The sequence below is a fragment of the uncultured Hymenobacter sp. genome, from assembly GCF_964242765.1.
Taxonomy (GTDB): domain Bacteria; phylum Bacteroidota; class Bacteroidia; order Cytophagales; family Hymenobacteraceae; genus Hymenobacter.
Map to the genome: position 1 here is coordinate 1 of NZ_CAXTBM010000048.1, position 15,108 is coordinate 15,108.

A 15,108-nucleotide genomic window follows, 5' to 3' on the forward strand; every position below is an offset into this window, starting at 1 on the left:
GCTTTGAGGAAGCAAAAACTTGGACCACTACTTATCAGCATCACCGCGAGGGGGGCTTGAAATCGGTGTTCTTCAGCGCTGATGTATTCCAGAAACTCTTCCTGCAAGACGGAGCCACCGGCATTCGCATTTATAACGCAACGAACTCCGAAGGCCAAGAATGCTTTGTACTTGTTGGCGCCACGGAAGAAGGCGACCTAGCGGAGGATAATAATATTGCTTTCGATAAAGGACAACGCTGCCCGGAAGTATGCGTGATTAGTCCGCTAAATCATAGTTAGGCCCTCGCGTGATGCCTACGCCAGATTTCGCATGGCTACTTAAGTTCAGAGCAACTCTAGCCTACACCGCAGAACTTTCTCTGTTGCTGCCACTATGGATAGGCTATCAGCGCTGGTTTATTTTGCAGAAACAGCATAAGGTTGTTTTCTGGTGTTGTGTGATGTGGGCTGTTCTAACCATCATCGGCGAAATCCTCTTCGCTAATAAGCTGCACAATAACTTCGTCTGGAACATAGTCACCATACTGGAAACGCTCTTTCTAGGCTATGCTTTTTATCTGGTACTACACTCTCCAAAATCCCGCCGTTTTTTGCGTATAGCAGCCGGAGTATTTATTGGAATTGCAATTACTGATCTTTTCTATCTAAGTGGTTTAGAAGCCACTACGGTGTACACGGTGGCTTTAGAAAGTGCGCTATTAATCACAACGGTCTTGCTGTATTTCGAGCAGCTTCTGCAAGAACTTCGCGCCACTCCCCTCGAGCGAAATCCTATGTTCGTGATAGGTATAGGAGTAATGACCTATTTCGCGGGAACAGTAATGGTTTTTCTGCTACAAGACTCGGTGCCCAGGGTCCAGCAGATGTTCATGACGATGGTAAATTCTCTTCTAAGCCTCGTCCTGAATTCTATTATTGCCTGGGCCTTCTGGCTAGTTGAGCGGGTGCAACCACCCACAATTCCTCTCACAGCTTCTCCGCCAGCCGCCCGGCGCGTTGTACGTCGTTAGGAGTTGCCACTACCTTCAATGGCTGTTGTTGTAATATCAAACAGCTTACCTTCTGGTTGCAGGAAACATAAAAGCCGCACTTGATGCGGCTTTTATGTTTCCTGGCCGCCGCATTGCTCGACTATTACCAGCCGAGTCGAAAGGAAAATGTGTGTGCAACACAACCAGTAAAGTGCGTCAATAAAGCGCAATGGCTTGTGCTTACGTTAGCTAACCCGGGACCTGCGTTTTTTACTTTGATAATCGTCGGGTGTTTCTAGCGAGTTCAAGGATAGTAGTGTATTTTTCAGTCACCATATTATTGTATGTATACGCCGGCCATTTCAACATCTGATTTGTTGGAGCAGCCGACCGTTTCGCTATTTAGTTCTGTGGTGAACCTGCTCTAGTTCAGTTTATTTGCGCTGAATTTTCAACTACGCCTATCTCCCCTATTGTCGTCTTATTATTTAAATGAACAATTGGCTCCTTCCTGTTATACTCGCTACGCCGGTGCTGCTGCTACTCGCCTTAGGCATTGTGGCCTTTGTGCTTCGCTACCAGCGGCGGCTGCTTCGCCAGCAGGAGCAACTGCGGCAGGTGCGCGAAATGGCCCAGCAACAGGCCCTAGAGGCGGCGCTGCTAGCCCAGGAAGACGAGCGGCGGCGCATTGCCGCTGACCTGCACGATGGGGTAGGCACTACCTTGGCTATTGTAAAGCTGCACCTAAGCTCACTCGGTCACCCTTCTATTACTCAGGAGGCCAGCAGTCTGCTCGACCAAGCCATTACGGAAGTTCGGCGCATTTCGCGTAATCTTTTACCAGCTGCCTTGCAGAAGTTTGGGTTGCCTTTCGCTCTCGATGCACTCGCACGCACCGTGCCTACCGACGGGCCGACGCGCCTGAACCTCGAGCAGCAGGGCCAGCCCCGCCGTCTCGATCCTCATTATGAACTAATTGTATACCGCGTGGTGCAAGAGCTACTTGGCAATGGTTTGCAGCACGCCCACGCTGACACAATCGATATTGTAGTGGATTTCGGCACAGACACGCTCTCTTTGCATTATGCTGATAATGGCATCGGCTTCGATACGTCAAAAGTAGATGCTCAACCTTCGAGTGGAGCCCGCACCGGGCATGGTCTTACCAACCTTCGCAGCCGGGTGGCCGTGTTGCAAGGCACCCTCCGCTATCAGTCGGAGTTGGGGGCCGGCAGCCAGGTTTGGATTTCCTTACCAGTACCGTATATTACTGCTTCTCAAATACCTGCTCTCATTAGTTCCTTATTATGACACCTGCAACAATTCGTTTGGCTGTGGCTGATGACCACATTTTATTTCGCAAGGGCCTGCGTGCCCTTATCAGTGGATTCCCAGGAATGGAAGTTCTCTTTGAAGCTGGCGACGGCGAAGAACTACTCCATCGGCTCGACCAAGGCAATCTTCCAGAAGTGATATTGATGGATTTGCAAATGCCTAACCTTGACGGGCTGCAAACCGTGCGATTGCTGCGCGCGCAATACCCTCGCATTCGCGTCATTATTATTTCTATGCACGATGAGCCCGAGCTAATTGAAAGCTTGAAGACGGAAGGTGCTCACGGCTATTTGCTTAAGAACGCTAGCCCAGAAGAAGTACGCGGCGCTATTCTAGCGGCAGCTAGCACCGGAGAACCGCGTCAAGTTATGAGCCCTTTGTTGAGCTAATCTTTTGCCATTTTGGAGTCAGTGTATATAGACTTTCAGGTTGCTTTGGGCATGCTCTTCCTGTTTCTATTCTGACGCCTCGCTTGAGGCTATTTTGACCAAGAAATAAGGCAAGTAACAAAAGCTTAGCTGGCATTATGTCGGCTCAGGCCGGCTAATTTATTGCGTCTGTATTCTGCTAGTTAATTTGTGTCACATCCTGTTGTATGCTGCATGTATGATGCTATGCGGCATCATTTCACCCCGTTCCGATGCGTAGGATATTAACAGCTGAGCTCTTGGCCTAACGCCCAACCAAGAGCTCAGCCGTGCAGTAGAACCATCTACCTTGCAATTGGTACCGCTCGCTCAAGGCCTGTGAAAAGCTTGATATAATTCAGGAGTTATTCTAGCTCTGTGCTCGGGTCCCAAAATAGCTTTTTAAACTCCACTACTTGGTCGTCAGCTACGCGCACCCCTTCCGCTTCAAGCGCTTCTTGCATGGCGGTGGGCGTAGCGAAATGCATGCGGCCCGTAAGTAGCCCGTTGCGGTTAACAACTCGTTGCGCCGGAACCTCATCGAGGCCGCGAGCAGGAACGGCGGCAATTAAGGCATAGCCGACCATACGTGCCCCGTGCCGGGCACCGAGATAATGAGCAATGGCCCCGTAGGTAGAAACCCGACCAGGTGGTATCAGGCGCACCACTTCGTGAACTTCCTGGAAAAAATTACGGCTTGTTTCAGTGGGGTTGCGGGGTAAGCTCATGGGCTGGAAACACGGAAAAGCGGGACTGAAAGGTAGGTAGTCAGACGGTGTCAGTTAAACCGGGCTGTAACGCCCTTGCTGGTGAGCACGTATTCGAAGTACTTAATTTCCACCTTAACACTTACCTAATCATGGGCCTCTTCTCAGATAAACTTAGCACTCTCGACGATTTATTTCACGAGCAACTCAAGGATCTTTACAGCGCCGAAAATCAACTGTTAGAGGTGCTCCCTCAAATGGCAGACAAAGCAAAGGACTCGGGTTTGAAAACGGCATTTCAGAGTCATTTGCAGGAAACCAAAAATCAAGTGGCTCGCTTAGAGCAGATTGGCAAAATGCTGGACGTTAGCTTAACGGGCCACAAATGCAAAGCTATGGAAGGCATTCTAAAGGAAGGCTCCGACATGATTCATGAAGATGCCACCGACGAGGTAAAAGATGCCGGCCTCATTGCCTCGGCTCAACGTGTTGAGCATTACGAAATAGCGGGCTACGGCACGGCGGCGCACTATGCGCAGCGTGTTGGACAGCCGGAAGCGGCTGCTCTGCTGCACCAAACGCTCAATGAAGAGCAAGCAGCCGATACTAAACTTAATAATTTAGCGAAAAGCTATATCAACGAGAAGGCGCTTTAAACCTGAAGCAACAATTCTTGTCATACCCGGAAACCCGGTTGGCTACAGGGCCGACCGGGTTTCTTGTTGAAGAAGGTTAGGCTGCAACCCGAGGGCTATTTTGGTGTCTTACGGCCGTGTCTGTCTGGCACTATTCATTCCGAGTCAACTTAAAACCAGCCATTCGCGTTGTGAAGCGTTAGCTGTATATGTACCGCAAAACGCATCAGGTCAGAACCCTCTTAGAGTATGCAAACCAAGGAACAAGAAGAAATAGAAGTAACGCATGCACCAGCCGGAAAAAGCCGTCGGGTATTGTGGATAGTTCTGACGCTAGCGCTAGTAGCGGGGTTGGTTTTTGTGAAAATAAAATACTTTCCGTCCACTACAGCCAAAGGTGGCGGTGGTAAAGGAGGGCCCGGTGCGGGTGCCCCGGGCGGTGGTGGCGGCCGAGGTGGTGCTCAGCGCTTACCGGTGCAGGTATACGTAGTGCAGCCCACCAATCTCTCCGACGAAGTAGCCGCTACCGGTTCGGTGCTGGCCGATGAATCAGTGATTATCAAAAGTGAGCTGTCGGGCAAAATCACTAGTCTCCATATCAAAGAGGGCCAACCAGTACGCAAAGGCCAACTGTTGTTCAGCATCAATGCCGACGAAGCCCAGGCCGCCATCCGCAAGCAAGACTACAACATCAAGCTTTTCCGTGACCAGGAGCGCCGCCAGCGCATCTTGCTTGATAAGGAATACATCAGCGCCCAGGAATACGAGCAAGCCAACAACCAATTGCTCACTGCTGAATCAGACCGGCAGGCGCTACGGGCCACGCTCGACAAAGCCTATGTGCGGGCCCCATTCGATGGGGTGCTTGGCCTAACCACGGCTACAGTGGGTACCTATGTGAGCCCCGGCGCTGAAATAACCACCCTCTCCCGCATACGGCCCGTCAAAGTTGACTTTGCCGTGCCGGGTCGTTTTGCCAATAACGTGCGGGTAGGCGACGTGGTGAGCGTAACCGACGAAAGCACCAACAAGCAGTATGAGGCCAAAGTCTACGCCATCGACCCGCAGATTGACCCCGTGAGCCGCACCCAGCCGGTGCGCGCCCGCTACGCCAACACCAAAAACGAGTTGCGTCCCGGGGCTTTCGTGCGCGTGAACTTGCAGCTTGGCGAATCAACGGATGCCTTGCAGGTACCTACCGAGTCGGTGATTCCGGAGGCCAGCGGCTACAGCGTGTACACCGTGAAAAATGGTAAGATGGCACCGAAGAAAGTGAAAATCGGCATTCGTTCCGACAAAGTAATTCAAATTACCGACGGCTTAGCTGTCGGGGATAGTGTCATCCGCACCGGTATTCTACAGGTGAAACCTGGTGACGCGGTGCGTGCAACCAAGTAATATTTTACGCAGCGACTTTCTCTATAAAGTAACAGTGGCTTAGAGTAGGTCATTGTGAACGACACAGCGAAGCACTGCGTTTTCCACTGCGAAACACTGCGTGAAACCTATATGAGTTTATCTTCAACCAGTATCAACCGCCCGGTCCTTGCTATCGTGATGAGCCTCGTCATCGTGATATTTGGCGTTATCGGGTTTCGGTACCTCAGCATTCGGGAGTATCCCAGCGTGGACCCGCCTATTATTACTGTCTCGGCTAGCTATACCGGCGCCTCAGCCGACGTAATGCAGGGCCAGGTGACGGAGCCTTTGGAGGAGGCCTTGAACGGTATTGCCGGTATCAAGAACCTAACCTCTAATTCGCGCGACGGTCGTACCCAGATTACGGTGGAATTCGACCTCGATGCCGACTTGGAAACCGCCGCCAACGACGTGCGCGACAAAGTTTCGGGGGCGCAGGGCCGTCTGCCGCGCGACATCGATCCGCCGGTGGTGAGCAAGGCCAACGCCGACTCCCAGCCCATTGTAATGACATACCTGAGCAGCAGCCAGCGCAACCTGCTGGAGCTCACTGACTATGCCAACAACACCCTCAAGGAGCGTCTGCAAACCATTCCTGGCGTTTCAGAAATTCGAGTGTATGGCGAGCGGAGGTACTCGATGCGTCTCTGGCTGGACCCCGTGAAACTGTCTGCCCTGAGCGTGTCGCCGGTGGATGTGCAGGCCGCCTTGACCCGCGAAAATGTGGAGTTGCCAAGTGGCGCCGTGCAAGGCGAGAACACCCAGCTTACCCTGCGTACGATGGGCCGCCTCACTAGCGTCGAAGACTTCAACAACCTTATTATCCGCAAAGATGCCTCGTCGTTGGTGCGGCTTTCCGATATTGGCTACGCGGAATTGTACCCCGAAAACGACCAGACCATCTTTAAGGTAAATGGCGTGCCGATGGTGGGCCTCGCCGTTATTCCGCAGCCTGGCTCCAACCAAATCGATATTGCCGACGAATTCAACAAGCGTATTGCACTCTACGGCAAAGACTTACCGAAAGATTTGGTGTTGAAGCCAGGCTTCGACAACTCGGTTTTTATTCGTCAATCCATCAGTGAGGTAGAACACACCATCATCGAAGCCTTCGTGCTGGTGGTAATTATCATCTTCCTGTTCCTGCGCGACTGGCGCTCCACGCTGATTCCGGTGGTGGCCATTCCGGTGTCGTTGGTGGGTATCTTCTTCGTGATGTACCTGCTCAACTTCTCTATCAATGTGCTCACTCTGCTAGCCATTGTACTCGCCATCGGCCTTGTGGTGGACGACGCTATTGTGGTGTTGGAGAATATTTATTCCCGCATCGAGGAAGGCGAAGACCCCAAAACGGCGGCTATCAAGGGCTCCGAGGAAATCTTGCTGGCAGTCGTCAGCACCACGGTGGTATTGGCGGCGGTGTTCTTGCCGGTCGTTTTCCTGACGGGTATCACGGGCCGCTTGTTCCGCGAATTCGGTATTGTGGTGGCGGGTTCGGTTTTGATTTCAGCCTTCGTTTCGCTCACGCTCACACCCATGATGTGCTCGGTGCTGTTGAAACGCGAGGAGAAGCACAATTGGTTTTACCGCAAGACGGAGCCTTTCTTCGAGCGAATGATTGGTGGTTACCAGGAAAGCCTGCAAACCTTCCTGCGCAACCGTTGGCTGGCCTGGCTGGTGGTAGCCGGCACGGGGGTTGGCATTTGGTTTTTCATGAAAACCATTCCGTCGGAGCTGGCGCCGGTGGAAGACCGTAGCCGCGTGAACGTGACTGCTACCGGACCGGAAGGAGCTTCGTTCGAGTTCATGGACAACTACATGAACGAGATTACCCGGCTGGCCATGGATTCGGCGGGCAACAAGAACTTAAGTAGCGTATTTGCCGTGACCTCGCCTGGTTTCGGAGGGGGCTCCAACTCTGGTAACGCCCGCGTACTGTTGCTCGACGCTGACAAGCGCCCAATTACGCAAGACCAGATAGCCACTAAGTTAAGTGCGGGTGTCAAATCCCTATCCGCAGCGCGTACCTGGGTGTCGCAAGACCAGAGCATCGGTGGTGGCGGCGGGGGTGGCGGCGGTGGGGGGTTGCCCGTGCAGTTTGTGGTACAAACCCAGGATTTCGATAAGCTGCGTACGGCCGTTCCTAAGTTTCTGGATGCCGCCCGCCAAGATCCTACCTTCCAGTTTGTGGATGTTAACTTGAAGTTCAATAAGCCGGAGCTTCGCGTTAACATCGACCGAGAGAAAGCGCAGAGCCTCGGCATATCGGTGCAGAGCATCAGCCAAACGCTGCAAGCAGGTCTTAGCGGCCAGCGCTACGGATATTTTATCCGGGAAGGCAAGCAGTACCAGATTATTGGGCAGGTGGCCCGTGAAGACCGCAACCAGCCGCTGGATGTCCGCTTGCTTTCTGTGAAAGGTGCTGATGGCCAGCTCGTGCAGCTCGACAACGTGATTCGTCTCACGGAAAGCAGCACGCCGCCTCAGCTCTACCGCTTCAACCGCTATAACTCGGCTACGTTTTCGGCCTCGCTGGCTCCCGGCAAAACTCTCGGCGACGGTATTGCCGCCATGCAAGCCATTGCCGACAAGCAACTCGACGAGACTTTCTCCACTGAACTCTCCGGTGCCTCCCGCGACTTCCAGGAAAGTTCTTCTTCACTCATCTTCGCCTTTGGCTTGGCACTGGTGCTGATTTATCTGGTGCTGGCCGCGCAGTTCGAAAGCTTCCGCGACCCGGTTATCATCATGGTGACGGTACCGCTGGCCTTATCGGGCGCTTTGCTGAGTTTGTGGTATTTCAACCAAACCCTAAACCTGTTCTCCCAGATCGGTATTATTATGCTGGTGGGACTGGTGACGAAGAACGGTATCCTTATCGTGGAATTTGCCAACCAGCGGGTGGAGCACGGCGTGGATTACATGACCGGCCTTATAGAAGGAGCTACGGCCCGTTTCCGCCCCATTCTCATGACCAGCCTTTGCGCTATTCTGGGCATTTTGCCTATTGCTATTGCCACGGGGGCGGGGGCGCTTAGCCGCCGCGCCATGGGTATTGGCGTAGTGGGCGGTTTGTTTTTCGCTACTGGCCTCACCCTGTATGTAGTACCGGTGATGTACTCTTACTTCGCTACGGCCAAGAAACACAGTGCCAAAGTGAAACCCAAGAAAGTAGCTGCCTAAATCAGCAAGCCCCTACTTCCTGATTGGTTTAGGAGTAGGGGCTTATTTGCCGCATGAAAATTTCGCTTGATATAGTGCAGTTCGTGTTGCCCAACAACACTACTTTGCTGACAGTCCACTTCACCTAGGCTTCGTTTTGATGCCACCCGCGCTTCTCAATTGAGCAGCCACCTAGCTTTTAGTTCTAGCATAGTTTCCCGAATGCAGTTTCAATTCTATCGTTTTCGTTGTTTGAGTGCGGCTTTCCTGCTGCTCTTACCTTTTGCGGCCTTGGCCCAACAGCCAACGCAACCAGCACGACCGGCGCAGGAGCCTCGGTCGAAATCACAAACCGAAAAGCCCGAAACGGTAGCTGCCGCTGCGCCGCTCACTTTGGCTGATGCTATTCGGATTGGCCTGGAAAATAACTACGACATTCGGGTAGCGCGGCAGGATGAGCGAATTGCGGAAAACAACGTAACGCGGGGCAACGCGGGCCAACTGCCCATAGCCAACGGCAATTTCACCCGGACCTTCAACGTCAATAATACGCGGCAAGTACGGGAGCAGTCCGAGCCGGTAGTTATCAACGGCGGCAGGGCAAATGTGCTGAACGCCAACGCGTCGGCTACCTGGACTATCTTCGATGGACTAGGAATGTTTATTGCCTACGACCGGCTGAAGACACTCGACCAGGGCCAACGCCAAATCACTCGGGCTGTTATCGAAGAAACGGTAACCAACGTCAGCGATGCGTATTACGCGGTGGTGCGGGAGTTCGGCAAAATTGCTTCCATTGAAGAAGCGCTCAAGATTGGGCAGGCCCGCATCGACCTCACGCAGGCGCGCGTAGATGTGGGTGCAAGTGCCAAAGTAGAGGTGCTTACTGCACGCGTAGATTACAATGCCGACCGCTCCATCCTGATTCAGCAGCAGGAACTTCTCCAACGAGCGAAAGTCAACCTCAACACCTTACTAGGCCGCGCGCCCCGCATCGACTTCAGCCCGGCCGACTCTATTGTAGTAGCCCGCAACCTAACCCGCGAAGCAATAAATCAGGCGCTGGTCCAAAATAACCCACGCTTGCAACAAGCCAAGCTCAACACCCAAGTGGCCACCTACGACCGGCGACTGGTGCGGGCGGGCCGGTTTCCTCAGCTTGGCCTGACTGGCGGCTACGGCGTGAACCGCAACATCAACAATGCGTTCCTCATCAACACAGCCAACGGCAGCGTGTTGGGCTCTAACACCAACCGTGTATTCGGGCCAAACTATGGCGTGGTGGCTTCCATCCCCATCTTCGACGGCTTCAACCGAAACCGCTTAGAGCAAAATGCCCGCATTGCGGAAGAGCAAAGCCAGCTGCTTCTCAACCAAACCCAACTACAGTTGGAGGCTGAGGCCGAACAGGCCTTTGCTCAATATCAGAATCGCCTGCAACTACTGGAACTGGAAGAAACCAATATTCTGCTGGCTCGCGAAAACGTGGCTATTGCCTTGGAGCGCTACCGCTTGGGGCTGCTTACCCCTCTTGTATTGCGCGAAGCACAGCGTACACAGCTCGACGCTGAAGTACGTTTGCTCGATATTCGGTATCAGGCGAAACAAGCCGAGATTGTATTACGCCGCCTAAGCAGTGGCTTGGTGCAAACACAGTAGCCACTATACCAGCATTCGTAAGGACGGAACTAGTGGCCGCAGTCAGTGAGCTACCTACTCCCGTAGGAGGACTACAGTTCATGCGGTCATTCTCTCGCGTTGCTCGCGCAGCCACTCCGCGGCCTCCGCTATGTTGTCGAAGAGTTGAATCTGAATATCATTGCCGAAAGATTCTGCCTCTAAAACAGCAACCTCATGCGCCAGATCGTGCGGCTGGGAAACGTGCGCAATGTAGCGCAAACCCATCTGCGAGGCTTGAGGGGCCCATATCTCACGCAACCACTCCACCGAATCGAACCAAGGGCCGCGCAACCCACTGTTGTCGTTCAGTAAGTACTGACAGCGAAACGTACGCATAACATCCAGAAAACTAACAGCTCCGTTGTAGGCTTCTTGGGGGTCGATGTAGCCTAACCAGGTAGCGCGTAGCCATTGCTCGTCTTCATCAAAAGACAGTTCGCAGGAGCTTCCGTCCTGCAAATCGACATTTTTAGATATATGCATGAGCAATAAACGGAGCTCCTACCCTACCTAGTTGCTAATGAGGAGCTACTTCAACAAACAAAATTCTCATATTGACACTCTTCTTTAACCTGCTGAGGAGGCACCAACGCTTGCTGCGAGTTCAGTGTGAAGCAGTTACCATTCTTCCTGCGCAGCAAGCCCGCAAGATTTGTATTTGCTACTATCAGCCCTAAATACCACTGAACAAGTGACGCTTACGTAGTGGGTCCTCGCTTTGCAATACGTTACAACTGCTTCGTCAGGATAGTAGCTGGCTTGGTGGTGATAATGCTGTAATTCAACGAATAGCTTCCGCTACCTGCTTCTGGTGCCGTAGGTTTGCGTACTTCTTCACCGGATTTGCTAATGGCAGATCGGTAGAAGTATCTGTTCTAGTACACACCTGTTGCATCATGGTCACCTTGTATTTGGTGGCTGTTGCTCGTATGGGCGCTGGTTATAGGCTCGGCTTTCGCTTTATTGGAAGCCGTTGCTGACACCTCGGTTTTCCGGCTGCTATCTCGCATGCCACTTGAAACGGAAACCCGGTCCCGCTCTGCTTGCATTACGCTAGCCGCCGTGCCTACAAGGCCACCGTTACTACTAGTACAGAGAGCTTTACGCCCAGCTCTCTGCGCCGGAACTACTTTAGTTCTAAACTAGAAAAGCCCGTCAGCAATCTGGCGGGCTTTTTTGCGTATGCGGTGGCGGCTCGAATCTAAAAGTGGCGTGTGAATTGTGTTTATAGCACACGCCAAGCTAAAGTAACAGTAGATAAAGGTTAAGGAGCAGTTTTCAAAGCTCGCAACTGTTGCAAAGCTTCCATGGTCTTGGCTCTGGTGTCAGTTTCTCTTTCGTCTTCATCAACGGGCGCCTTGGGAGTAGGCCCAAAGAATGTCAGAATATTTTGGCGGGCTGGGGTTGTGATACCTGCAAACTTATTATCGGATAATTGACGCAGCCATTCACCGTATGTTTCGTCGGTCAGGTCGTACTCGCCCACTTTGGTTGGTCGTCCCGTATCGAAGTCGGTATTAGGTAAGTACTGGCGCGCCACGATTGTTGTGTCTTGGGGCTCGGTTTCCACTAGTTGGCAGTAGTGGGTCATCACGCTTTGGAAACTAGCCTTAAACAAAGTTTGAGCTTCGGGAGTGGGCAGTTTGAAAGCGAAAGGCCGAAGCGGACCAATTTTGGGCAGCACCCGCACGAAGTAAGACAGGATACGCGCTCCGGTGCCGGGCTTGGCGTAGTCAGTGCCGTAGCGCTGCCGATACTCTCTCTCGCTTTGGTTGAACACGTATTCGCGGCGCTGTGCCCGGGGGCTCAGCCGCCTGATTTCTTTTTTCTGCGCGTGCCAAGCGGCCCTACTGGCAATGGGAATTAGCTGGCGCACCGCAAACCGAAACGACTCAATAGCTAGATCTACGTTGAAAACTACTTGTCCAAGTTCCAGGCCATACGTTTTGTAGAAAGCGCGCTCCAGTACTGGTTTCGAGACTTGAAAGCCGATGGAGCGCTGGTACTCGGCGGTGCGGTAGCGGCCAGTTGCCAGCTGTACCACGTCGAAGGCAAACTCTAACTGCGTGTGCTGAATAGGAGCTTCCTCGTAGGTGATGTTGTTACCAAACTTTTGTTGCAAATCGGGATACACGGAAGGCATGGCTTTATTGGTGCCCTCGGGGTGCCCAATTACATCGGCGGTATAATGGGCCAGCGCGCCCAGTGCAAAAGCGTACTCGTTGCGGCTGTGTGCTTCGCCGAGCAGATTGCGGACAAAATCGCCGCTACGCACATAGTGAGTTAAGTTGGTGAACAGCTTAGACCCCATAGGATAGTAGCCCATGTCTTGCAGAATCGATCCGCCGTAAGCGTACGCTTTGGCCTCGGTAAGTTGCTCTTCGGTAGCCCCTGGGTATCGTCGTTGCAGGAGCGGCAGCAAACAACGAGTCCACGACGAGTCGATGTTGGCTTGGTGGGTGAGCACTGAATAGCCTGAAGCAGAAATAGGAACCAACAGCAGCACCAACACCAAACTCCGGAGCAACCAATTAAGCATAATGTAAGATAAACCTTGACTGGCTAACGGTACATTCCGAGGCCTTAGAAGCATTGTGCAGTACGCGCAAGCACAACAGGAGTTGTGCCCGGAGGCATTAGCCAGTTGCTGGCTTGCCTTCTGGTCGCTATCATTCGCTTCGGCTTCCTGTCACGAACGATGAAGCCACGTCTTACAACAAAATCTTCTTCTAGGGATTTGACCAAAAAAAGCCCCGTTTCTGAATCAGAAACGGGGCTTTTCGTAGAGAGCGAGGGATTCGAACCCCCGGAGGTTTAACCCTCAACGGTTTTCAAGACCGCCGCAATCGACCACTCTGCCAGCTCTCTAGGTCAATTGACGCTTAGCAAGTATTGCCCGACAAAGCTAACACATCAAAACGACTGTTAGATCAGGAACAATAAATGTTCACTAAAAAAGTAGAGAGGGGGGGATTCGAACCCCCGATACCCTTGCAAGTATAACGGATTTCGAATCCGTCGCATTCGACCACTCTGCCACCTCTCTGTTAAACCAAACCGGTCAATTTGGGACGACAAAAGTAGCAGTGTCCTGCGCTCGTCACAACTTTTGACTGCACATTTTTCCACGCTCGACGGCATTTTATGCTTTGCAGGCCCAGTTACCACTGAGTATCAGGCCCTAACTTTCGCTACTTTTTCTTTGCCCCGTAGCCGATCTAACAGCCGCAAACCATTAGGCTCTTGGCGCAGCCGTCCTGTTACGGCATCAATGCTCACGTTCACTTCAAAACCAACAATCAAGGTCATGCACACGAAATCCAGCCAAACCATGAAGCCTACAAGTGCTCCGATAGAACCGTAGAAGTGATTATAGGAATCAAAAATCTTGACGTAAAGAATAAACAGGAACGACACCAGGAAAATAAGCAGCGTAGCTACCACCGCCCCAGCCGACAAAAAGGGCCACTTGTCATGCACCGGCGGTACATAGTAGTATACGAGGCAGGTTGTAAGCAAAAAGAGCCCTACTACCGAGCCATACTTGATAACCGTAATTAATTCGCTGGTATACTGTTCGGGCACAATCTCCTCGAATACCAAAGCGTCGATGATATACGTGCCGAAAAAGATACCTGCCACCGATACCAGCAGCACCGCCGAAAGTACCACCGTGAGCAGGGTAGCAATTACGCGCTTGCGCACATACGTCCGTTTCTTGAAGGAAGGATACTTCTTCTCGAAGGCATCGAGCAGGGCCATAATGCCGTTGCTGCTGAGCACCAAGGCCGTGGCAAAACCAAAAGAAAGTAATCCACCGTGCGGGATGTTGACAATGTCCTCGATAGTGCCCGAAACCGCCCGGTACATTTCCCGCGGAATCAGATCGGCTAAGAACTGCAGGATGTCTACGCTTAGGTTGGGAATGGGCAGATAAGGAATCAGCGTGAACAGGAAGATAATCGTTGGAAACAAAGCTACCGTGAAGTTGAAGGCCATGTAGCCCGCCCGCTTCTCCACACTATCTAGCCGCAGTTCCTGAAGCATCCGGTCCACAACATCGTACACCGACGCTTTGCCACCGGCAATACGCAAGCGCTTCAACCACACAATAAACCGCCGATAACTGCGCCGACGGCGCAAGTCCGGCAAATGGTACCGACGAACTGGCAGAGGCATGAGAGTAGCTAAGTAATGGAGTAAGAGAGTAGCTAGAGAAGCCCTGAGGTACGTTAGTAAACGGCTTTCTTGGTGGCTGCGCTACCCGATTACTCACTTTTTAAGAAACGCGGCGGGCGCGGGGGCATCCACGGGAGATTGAGGGGGCGTTAGGGGGCTAGTTAGCTCATCGTCGGTGAAATACGGAGCTAGTTTGGCTTGAATTTGTTCTGGAATCGGAACAGGACGGCCATTGCTGGTGCTTACAAACACCATCAACGTATGGCCTTCGGTTAATAACTCGTTTGCCTCATTATAGATTTCATATTCGAACATCACCCGCGAGCCTTCCGCTGGTTGGCGCAGCAGCAGGCGCACTGTCAGCAGATCATCATAGCGGGCAGGTCGGCGGAAACGAGTTCGAATCTCACCCACCGGCATCCCAACTCCACTGGCTTCGAGGTCTTTGTAGCTGATCCCTAGCTGGCGAAAAGCTTCGGTACGACACACTTCAAAGAAAGCCGCGTAGTTGCCGTGGTACACGTAGCCCATTTGGTCGGTTTCAGCGTAGCGGACTCGGATTTTAGTGTCGGATTGGTACATGGTTGAATTGTTAACTAGTTGAATTGCTC

13 protein-coding genes and 2 tRNA genes are annotated in these 15,108 nt (G+C 52.5%); 8 read left to right on the top strand and 7 right to left on the bottom strand.

Annotated elements, in window-relative coordinates; genetic code table 11:
* The 4 genes from ACFE7X_RS18090 to ACFE7X_RS18105 form a co-directional block, all read left to right on the top strand.
* The coding region (locus tag ACFE7X_RS18090) for a hypothetical protein (protein ID WP_375437093.1) at nt 1-281 on the top strand (281 nt) is incomplete at its 5' end.
* An 11-nt stretch (nt 282-292) separates the two neighbouring features.
* Complete coding sequence (locus ACFE7X_RS18095) at nt 293-1,012, top strand: hypothetical protein (protein ID WP_375437094.1); 720 nt, start codon at nt 293-295, stop codon at nt 1,010-1,012.
* Between the two features lie 453 nt (nt 1,013-1,465).
* Entirely contained in the window at nt 1,466-2,284 is an 819-nt protein-coding gene (locus ACFE7X_RS18100) for a sensor histidine kinase (protein ID WP_375437095.1), read from the top strand.
* The gene (locus tag ACFE7X_RS18105) at nt 2,281-2,697 is read left to right on the top strand and encodes a response regulator transcription factor (RefSeq protein WP_375437096.1); all 417 of its coding nucleotides are present in this window, start codon (nt 2,281-2,283) and stop codon (nt 2,695-2,697) included. Before ACFE7X_RS18100 ends, ACFE7X_RS18105 begins: the two co-directional genes overlap by 4 nt.
* A 383-nt stretch (nt 2,698-3,080) precedes the next feature.
* Here the strand turns inward: ACFE7X_RS18105 and ACFE7X_RS18110 are convergent, their stop codons facing one another.
* Complete coding sequence (locus ACFE7X_RS18110; RefSeq protein WP_375437097.1) at nt 3,081-3,443, bottom strand: MGMT family protein; 363 nt, start codon at nt 3,441-3,443, stop codon at nt 3,081-3,083.
* Nucleotides 3,444-3,574: 131 nt separating this feature from the next.
* Here ACFE7X_RS18110 and ACFE7X_RS18115 point away from each other — a divergent pair, with 131 nt between their 5' ends.
* The 4 genes from ACFE7X_RS18115 (at nt 3,575) to ACFE7X_RS18130 (ending at nt 10,297) form a co-directional block, all read left to right on the top strand.
* Nucleotides 3,575-4,078, top strand: a complete 504-nt coding sequence (locus ACFE7X_RS18115; RefSeq protein WP_375437098.1) for a ferritin-like domain-containing protein — start codon at nt 3,575-3,577, stop codon at nt 4,076-4,078.
* 228 nt (nt 4,079-4,306) lie between these two features.
* On the top strand, nt 4,307-5,455 hold the full coding sequence (locus ACFE7X_RS18120; RefSeq protein WP_375437099.1) for an efflux RND transporter periplasmic adaptor subunit: 1,149 nt from the start codon (nt 4,307-4,309) through the stop codon (nt 5,453-5,455).
* Between the two features lie 111 nt (nt 5,456-5,566).
* A complete protein-coding gene (locus tag ACFE7X_RS18125) occupies nt 5,567-8,659 on the top strand; it encodes an efflux RND transporter permease subunit (protein WP_375437100.1) in 3,093 nt (1,030 codons plus the stop codon).
* Nucleotides 8,660-8,860: 201 nt separating this feature from the next.
* Nucleotides 8,861-10,297, top strand: coding sequence for a TolC family protein (locus tag ACFE7X_RS18130; RefSeq protein WP_375437101.1), 1,437 nt, complete (start codon nt 8,861-8,863; stop codon nt 10,295-10,297).
* 78 nt (nt 10,298-10,375) lie between these two features.
* On the opposite strand, the gene ACFE7X_RS18135 is transcribed toward ACFE7X_RS18130, so the two are convergent.
* From ACFE7X_RS18135 to ACFE7X_RS18160, 6 genes are all read right to left on the bottom strand, one after another.
* Nucleotides 10,376-10,801 (bottom strand): hypothetical protein, encoded by a 426-nt coding sequence (locus ACFE7X_RS18135; protein ID WP_375437102.1) that lies wholly within the window; start codon nt 10,799-10,801, stop codon nt 10,376-10,378.
* Nucleotides 10,802-11,582: 781 nt separating this feature from the next.
* The gene (locus tag ACFE7X_RS18140) at nt 11,583-12,857 is read right to left on the bottom strand and encodes a zinc dependent phospholipase C family protein (protein WP_375437103.1); all 1,275 of its coding nucleotides are present in this window, start codon (nt 12,855-12,857) and stop codon (nt 11,583-11,585) included.
* A gap of 244 nt (nt 12,858-13,101) precedes the next feature.
* Nucleotides 13,102-13,186: transfer RNA gene (locus ACFE7X_RS18145), tRNA-Ser, on the bottom strand.
* A 91-nt stretch (nt 13,187-13,277) separates the two neighbouring features.
* Nucleotides 13,278-13,364: transfer RNA gene (locus ACFE7X_RS18150), tRNA-Ser, on the bottom strand.
* Nucleotides 13,365-13,492: 128 nt separating this feature from the next.
* A complete protein-coding gene (locus tag ACFE7X_RS18155) occupies nt 13,493-14,497 on the bottom strand; it encodes a YihY/virulence factor BrkB family protein (RefSeq protein ID WP_375437104.1) in 1,005 nt (334 codons plus the stop codon).
* 93 nt (nt 14,498-14,590) lie between these two features.
* Entirely contained in the window at nt 14,591-15,079 is a 489-nt protein-coding gene (locus tag ACFE7X_RS18160; protein WP_375437105.1) for an acyl-CoA thioesterase, read from the bottom strand.
* Nucleotides 15,080-15,108 lie beyond the last annotated feature (29 nt).

Coding starts and splice junctions, on each gene's coding strand:
- ACFE7X_RS18105 (WP_375437096.1), top strand. CDS start 2,281: ATGACACCTGCAACAATTCGTTTGGCTGTGGCTGATGACCACATTTTA.
- ACFE7X_RS18135 (WP_375437102.1), bottom strand. CDS start 10,801: ATGCATATATCTAAAAATGTCGATTTGCAGGACGGAAGCTCCTGCGAA.
- ACFE7X_RS18110 (WP_375437097.1), bottom strand. CDS start 3,443: ATGAGCTTACCCCGCAACCCCACTGAAACAAGCCGTAATTTTTTCCAG.
- ACFE7X_RS18125 (WP_375437100.1), top strand. CDS start 5,567: ATGAGTTTATCTTCAACCAGTATCAACCGCCCGGTCCTTGCTATCGTG.
- ACFE7X_RS18100 (WP_375437095.1), top strand. CDS start 1,466: ATGAACAATTGGCTCCTTCCTGTTATACTCGCTACGCCGGTGCTGCTG.
- ACFE7X_RS18130 (WP_375437101.1), top strand. CDS start 8,861: ATGCAGTTTCAATTCTATCGTTTTCGTTGTTTGAGTGCGGCTTTCCTG.
- ACFE7X_RS18120 (WP_375437099.1), top strand. CDS start 4,307: ATGCAAACCAAGGAACAAGAAGAAATAGAAGTAACGCATGCACCAGCC.
- ACFE7X_RS18115 (WP_375437098.1), top strand. CDS start 3,575: ATGGGCCTCTTCTCAGATAAACTTAGCACTCTCGACGATTTATTTCAC.
- ACFE7X_RS18140 (WP_375437103.1), bottom strand. CDS start 12,857: ATGCTTAATTGGTTGCTCCGGAGTTTGGTGTTGGTGCTGCTGTTGGTT.
- ACFE7X_RS18155 (WP_375437104.1), bottom strand. CDS start 14,497: ATGCCTCTGCCAGTTCGTCGGTACCATTTGCCGGACTTGCGCCGTCGG.
- ACFE7X_RS18095 (WP_375437094.1), top strand. CDS start 293: ATGCCTACGCCAGATTTCGCATGGCTACTTAAGTTCAGAGCAACTCTA.
- ACFE7X_RS18160 (WP_375437105.1), bottom strand. CDS start 15,079: ATGTACCAATCCGACACTAAAATCCGAGTCCGCTACGCTGAAACCGAC.